The sequence below is a fragment of the Hansschlegelia beijingensis genome, assembly GCF_045505405.1.
In the GTDB taxonomy this organism is placed as follows: domain Bacteria; phylum Pseudomonadota; class Alphaproteobacteria; order Rhizobiales; family Methylopilaceae; genus Methylopila; species Methylopila beijingensis_A.
In genome coordinates, this window is the sequence record NZ_JBJKEX010000189.1 from 1 (window position 1) to 5,879 (window position 5,879).

5 protein-coding genes and 1 pseudogene are annotated in these 5,879 nt (G+C 68.0%); 4 read left to right on the forward strand and 2 right to left on the reverse strand.

Features of this window, described 5'->3' with window-relative positions:
* A pseudogene (locus ACIKT0_RS11915) lies at window positions 1-249 on the forward strand (hypothetical protein); the annotation flags it as partial.
* 3 nt (window positions 250-252) lie between these two features.
* Here ACIKT0_RS11915 and ACIKT0_RS11920 read toward each other — a convergent pair.
* Entirely contained in the window at window positions 253-1,200 is a 948-nt protein-coding gene (locus tag ACIKT0_RS11920) for an AEC family transporter (protein ID WP_407105550.1), read from the reverse strand.
* Between the two features lie 201 nt (window positions 1,201-1,401).
* Between ACIKT0_RS11920 and ACIKT0_RS11925 the strand changes: the two genes are divergently transcribed.
* Window positions 1,402-2,442, forward strand: coding sequence for an HpcH/HpaI aldolase/citrate lyase family protein (locus ACIKT0_RS11925; protein ID WP_407105551.1), 1,041 nt, complete (start codon window positions 1,402-1,404; stop codon window positions 2,440-2,442).
* A 67-nt stretch (window positions 2,443-2,509) separates the two neighbouring features.
* The gene (gene hspQ, locus ACIKT0_RS11930; protein WP_407105552.1) at window positions 2,510-2,848 is read left to right on the forward strand and encodes a heat shock protein HspQ; all 339 of its coding nucleotides are present in this window, start codon (window positions 2,510-2,512) and stop codon (window positions 2,846-2,848) included.
* A 68-nt stretch (window positions 2,849-2,916) separates the two neighbouring features.
* On the opposite strand, the gene ACIKT0_RS11935 is transcribed toward hspQ, so the two are convergent.
* Window positions 2,917-3,645: an invasion associated locus B family protein gene (locus ACIKT0_RS11935; protein WP_407105553.1), complete on the reverse strand. Its 729-nt coding sequence runs from the start codon at window positions 3,643-3,645 to the stop codon at window positions 2,917-2,919.
* 261 nt (window positions 3,646-3,906) lie between these two features.
* Between ACIKT0_RS11935 and ACIKT0_RS11940 the strand changes: the two genes are divergently transcribed.
* On the forward strand, window positions 3,907-5,766 hold the full coding sequence (locus ACIKT0_RS11940; protein ID WP_407105554.1) for an extracellular solute-binding protein: 1,860 nt from the start codon (window positions 3,907-3,909) through the stop codon (window positions 5,764-5,766).
* Window positions 5,767-5,879 lie beyond the last annotated feature (113 nt).

Genomic DNA, 5,879 nt, shown 5'->3' on the forward strand with positions numbered 1-5,879 from the left:
CCGATCGAACTTCCGGCCCTGGTGACGGTCAAGCTGCTGATCCACCCGCTGATCGTGTTCGGAATCCTGCAGCTCGTGGGCGGCTTCGATCCCGTGTGGGTCGCGACCGATCTCCTCAACCTCTCGCTGCTTTCCTCGCTGCCGCCGGTTCACTTCGCCCGCGGCGTCGGCCTCGCGGCGATCTCGCGGTTTGGCCCGTTGCGTCGCTTCGTCATGCGCGAAGGACTGCTCGGCGCGCCCGGCCTCTGAGGTTCAGCCGAGCCAGCCGCCGACGATCAGCGCCAGCAGGCCGGTGACCGTCAGCACCGAGCAGACCGTGCCCACGAGGATGACGCTCGACGCGCGCTCGACATAGACGCCGTATTGGCTGGCCATGACGAAGACGTTGAGCGCCGGCGGCAGCGACGCCATCAGCACCGCCGTCGCGACCCACACGGGATCGAAGCCGCCCACGAGCTGCAGGATTCCGAACACGATCAGCGGGTGGATCAGCAGCTTGACCGTCACCAGGGCCGGAAGTTCGATCGGGATCCGCGTCAGCGGCGCGAGCGCGACGGTGACGCCCATCATGAACAGCGCGCAGGGCGCCGCCGAGCCGCTGAGCAGCGTGACCATCCGCATCACGGGCTCCGGCGGAGCATAGTGGAAGTAGGCCGCGAGCCCGCCGACCACGGTCGCGATGTTGAACGGGTGGAACACGATACGGCGCAGCACGAGCCCCGCCGTGACCCACGGGCTTTCATGCCTGGGGCCCGAGATCGACATCAGCAGCGGCACGAGCGTGAACAGCAGCGTGCAGTCGAACACGAAGATCAGCGCGGTCGGCGCCGCGGCGGCGGGCCCCAGCGTCGCAAGCGTCAGCCCTGGACCCATGTAGCCGACGTTGGAATAGCTTCCCGCCGCCCCCTGGATCGCGGCCTCGGGCAGCCGGCCGCCGCTCGCCGCCAGGCCGATCCCGAGCGACAGGAGGAACGCCGTGAAGGTCGCGGCGGTCGTGGCGGCCACGAAGCCGACATTCGCCAGCTCCTCGAACGGCGTCTTCGAGATCAGCACGAAGTAGAGCGCCGGCACCGCGACGTAGACGATGTAGATGTTGAACCAGGCGAGGCCGCTCTGGGGCGCCTTGCCGATCCGGCCGCACAGGAAGCCGAGGAAGATCAGCCCGAAAAACGGCAGCGCCAGTCCGGCCACGTCGGTCATGGACTGGCGCGCTCCTGGGCTGCGGGTCCTGTGCAGATTTCCGGCTAAGTGTTCCTCGGGCGCGGGTCAACGGCGGACGCGACATGGCCCGCATGTGGGCCGGCAGCGGCGGCCGCCAGCCATGCGACGAAAGCCGTCTTGCGACGCAGCATTGCGCCCGCGAAATCTGCGCCTCCCCCGCCTCAGCGAAAGGCTGCGAACATGATCGTCCCGAGCGCCTATTACCGCCCGCTCGCGCTCGGCGCGCCCGCGCCCTTCCGCGAGCCGCCGGTCAAGGTCGAGCGGATGATCCATTTCGTCCCGCCGCACGTCGAGAAGATCCGCGCGCGCGCCGCGGATCTCGCGGCGCACGTCGACGTGGTGCTCGGCAATCTCGAGGACGCGGTCCCGGCGGACGCCAAGGAGGCCGCCCGGGCCGGCTTCATCCAGATGGCGCAGGCGACCGACTTCGGCGCGGCGGGCCTGTGGATCCGGATGAACGCGCTCGACAGCCCGTGGGCGCTCGACGACGTGATCGAGATCGTCGGGGCGGTCGGCGACAAGCTCGACGTCATCATGCTGCCGAAGGTCGAGGGCGCCTGGGACATCCACTATCTAGACCGGCTGCTCGCGCAGCTCGAGGCCCGCCACAAGCTTCAGAAGCCGATCATGATCCACGCGATCCTGGAGACCGCGCAGGGCGTGATGAACGTCGAGGAGATCGCCAGGGCCAGCCCGCGCATGCACGGCATGAGCCTCGGACCGGCCGATCTCGCGGCTTCGCGCCGGATGAAGACCACGCGGGTCGGCGGCGGCCACCCGAGCTACGGCGTCCTCGCCGACAAGGAGGGAGACGGGCCCCGCGCCTTCTCGCAGAGCGACCTCTGGCACTACACGATCGCCAAGATGGTCGACGCCTGCGCGGCCAACGGCATCAAGCCGTTCTACGGGCCGTTCGGCGACTTCTCCGACGCGGAGGCCTGCGAGGCGCAGTTCCGCAACGCGTTCCTGCTTGGCTGCGTCGGCGCCTGGACGCTGCATCCGAGCCAGGTCGCGATCGCCAAAAAGGTGTTCTCGCCCGACGTCGAGGAGGTCAGGTTCGCCAAGCGCATCGTGGACGCGATGCCGGACGGCACCGGCGCGGTGATGCTGGACGGCAAGATGCAGGACGACGCGACCTGGAAGCAGGCGAAGGTGATCGTCGACCTCGCCCGGCAGATCGCTGAACGCGAGCCGGAGGCCGCCGAGCGCTACGGACTCTGAAGACGCGGGACCGTTGACGGAGGCGCGCGGCTCAGATCATGTCGCGCGTCCAGTAACGGGATTCCTGATGCATTCCGAGCGCTTCCGCCGCGCGAAGTTCACGATCGGCCAGGTGGTCCGCCACCGCGTCCACCCCTTCAGGGGCGTGATCTACGACGTCGACCCGACCTTCTCGAACAGCGAGGAGTGGCTGGAGGCGATCCCGGCGGAGGTGCGTCCGGCGCGCGATCAGCCGTTCTATCACGTGTTCGCCGAGAACGAGGAAACCGAATACGTCGCATACGTTTCGGAGCAGAACCTCGAACGCGACATAAGCGGTGAGCCGGTCCGCCACCCGCAAGTGGAGGCGATGTTCCGGCGGGCCGAAGACGGCTCCTACAGGATCCGCCGGTTCTTCATGAACTGACCCCACGGAGCGGAACGAAAAACGCCCGGGCCAAGGCCCGGGCGTTTCGCGTTCAGGACCTGAAAGGCTTACTGACCCTTGACCGGCGCCTTGTCGCCGATGGAGGGGCCGCCGTCGCTCGGCGGGACCGGCGTGCTCGGCGCCTGCAGCTTGTTGCGCTGCTGCTCCGCGAGCCGGTTCAGACCCTCGTTCATTTCCTTCTTGTACTCCTCGATCGCCTTCGGGTCCGCGGCCGGACCGTCATAGGCCTTGGTGAAGCCCGCGAGGCTGATCGGGAAATTCAGCGTCTTGGCCTGCTGGTTCATCGCCTGCAGAACGAGATTGGTGCCTTTCTTCATGTTGTTGAAGAAGGCGTCGTTGATCTCGAGCTCGGCGTAGCAGGCGTTCGGGAAGCAGATCGAGTACTTGCCGTTCGTCGGGTTGTTCTGGTCGACCGCGATGCGCACGCCCGGCTGGATCAGCAGGCCGGGGGGGACGGCCGCGAGCACGAACTTCTTGTTCTCGCCGCTCACGACGCGCACCGCGATGGAAGCGATCGTCTGGCCGGTCTCGGTCCGAAGGTCACGGGAGGTCAGGCAGACCTCCTTCTTCGCATTCGGGTCGGTGTTGCAGATCTTGACCCAGTTCGGCTGCGGCGGGGCGGGCGGATTCGCCGACATCGGACCAGGCCCGGCCGCGGCGTCGGGAGCCTTCTGAGCGTCGCCCGCGGCAGGCTTGTCCTGCGCGTAAGACGGTGCGGCGACCATGCCTAGCGCCGCGGACAGCAGGGCGAGGCGCGCGATCTTACCCAGTTCCATGCAGTTTCCTTCCTGTCGTTCAGCACGACCCGACCCGCTCGGCCGCCGCGCGTCTATAGTGAAATCCTGCGCGTCGCGCATCTACGCGGAAGCCGCTCGACTGCGAAAGCGGTGACCGGCTGTCTGTCCAGCAAATACGGCGAGACAGTGACCCAGCAGGCGCCCGGCGGCCCGTCGGCGCAGGGCGCGCCCAAGACCACGCCTGTGATAACCTCCTTTTCAGGATTTGCGAATCGCGGCTCGCGCCGGCCGCACGAGAGAATGGCGACCGAGCCGTTGAAGGGACCATGGATCGCGCGTCGGGATGTGCTGAGAGCGGCGCCCGCGCTTGCTCTGGCGCTATGCCGGCCCCTGCCTGCGGCGGCGGCTGACGAACCGCTGCCGCGACGCCACGGCGTGGCGATGCATGGCGAGCCCGCTCTTCCTCCCGGCTTCGAGCGCCTGCCCTACGCCCGCCCTGACGCTCCCAAGGGCGGCCGGCTGACCAATGGCTGGCTCGGCGCCTTCGATACCCTCAATCCCTACGCCTACAAGGGCGTCCCGGCGCAGGGCCTCAAGGGGTTCGTCTATGAGAGCCTGCTGGCTCGTAACTATGACGAACCGTTCGCGCTCTATGGCCTCGTCGCCGAAACCGTCGAGTTGCCCGACGACCGGGACTTCATCGTCTTCCACATCGATCCACGCGCGCGCTTCTCGGACGGCGAGGCGGTCGGCGCGGAGGACGTGCTGTTCACCTTCGAACTGCTGCGCGAACACGGGCAGCCGGCGTTCCGGTCAAATTACCGCCGCGTGCGCAACGCTGCGGTGATCGACCAGCGCACCATCAGATTCGACCTGCCGACCGATGACCGCGAACTGGCGATGATCCTCGGGCTGATGCCGTTGCTCGCGAGCCACGCGACGGATGTCGGCCGATTCGAGCAGACCACCTTCACGCCGCTGGTCGGGACCGGCCCCTACGGCGTGAGCGCGATCGATCCCGGCCGCTCGATCACCTATCGGCGTGACCCGAACTATTGGGGCCGCGACCTGCCGGTGAACCGCGGCGTGAACAATTTCGACGAGATCCGCTACGACTACTATCGCGACGCCAACGCGATGCTCGAGGCGTTCAAGCGCGGCCTGGTCGACATCCGGGTCGAGGCTGATCCGGTGCGCTGGACGACCGGCTACGACATCCCGGCGGTCCGCCGCGGGGAGATCGCGCTCGAAAGCTTCAAGTCCGGCCTGCCCTGGGGCATGAACGCCTTCGTCTTCAACACCCGCAAGCAGATCTTCTCGGATGTGCGGGTGCGCGAGGCGCTCGGCTTCCTGTTCGACTACGAGTGGGTCGACCGCAACATGTTCGGCGGCGCCACGGTGCGGACCCAGAGCTACTACGAAGGCTCTGAGCTGTCGTCGCACGGTCGGCCCGCCGACCCGCGGGAGCGGGAGTTGCTGGCGCGGTTCCCCGGCGTCGTCAGGGACGACATCCTCGAGGGGCGCTGGAGCGCGCCCAGCGGCGACGGGTCGGGCCGCGATCGGGATCAGTTGCGAAAAGCGCTCGACCTGCTGGCCGCGGCGGGCTGGTCGCTGAAGGGCGGCGCGCTGGCGCGCGACTCGGACGGGGCGCCTTTTCGGTTCGAGATCATGGTCTCGACCAAGGAGGACGAGCGGCTGGCGCTCGCCTTCGCGCGTGGTCTGGAGCGGATCGGGGCGCGGGCGGACGTGCGGCTGGCGGATTCCATCCAGGCGTTCCGCCGGCTGCAGACCTACGACTTCGACATGATCGTCTACAACTGGGTGTCGTCGCTCTCGCCCGGGACCGAACAGAAGAAGTATTGGAGCGCCGCCGCCGCCGACACCCCCGGCGAGCGCAACTACATGGGCGTCAAGGAACCTGCGGTCGACGCCATGATCGACGCCATGCTGGCGGCGCGGGAGCGACCCGACTTCGTCTCGGCGGTTCGCGCGCTCGACCGAATCCTGCTCTCTGGCTTCTATGTCGTTCCGCTGTTCCACGTGAGGGAGCAGTGGATCGCTCGTTGGAAGACAATCCAGCGCCCGGACGTGACGCCGCTTTACGGACCTGTACTCGAAACCTGGTGGCGCGCGACGTCGCCGGCCGGCACCGACGGTTAGCCATGCGCCTCAGCCCATTCGCTCCTGACCCGATGCCGAACCCGGTCGCAGGCCGGCTGACGCTCGACGGCGTGCTGGCGCTGAACGCGCGCCGCAGCCCCGAGCGCCGCGCG

Coding starts and splice junctions, on each gene's coding strand:
- hspQ (WP_407105552.1), top strand. CDS start 2,510: ATGCATTCCGAGCGCTTCCGCCGCGCGAAGTTCACGATCGGCCAGGTG.
- ACIKT0_RS11925 (WP_407105551.1), top strand. CDS start 1,402: ATGATCGTCCCGAGCGCCTATTACCGCCCGCTCGCGCTCGGCGCGCCC.
- ACIKT0_RS11940 (WP_407105554.1), top strand. CDS start 3,907: ATGGCGACCGAGCCGTTGAAGGGACCATGGATCGCGCGTCGGGATGTG.
- ACIKT0_RS11935 (WP_407105553.1), bottom strand. CDS start 3,645: ATGGAACTGGGTAAGATCGCGCGCCTCGCCCTGCTGTCCGCGGCGCTA.
- ACIKT0_RS11920 (WP_407105550.1), bottom strand. CDS start 1,200: ATGACCGACGTGGCCGGACTGGCGCTGCCGTTTTTCGGGCTGATCTTC.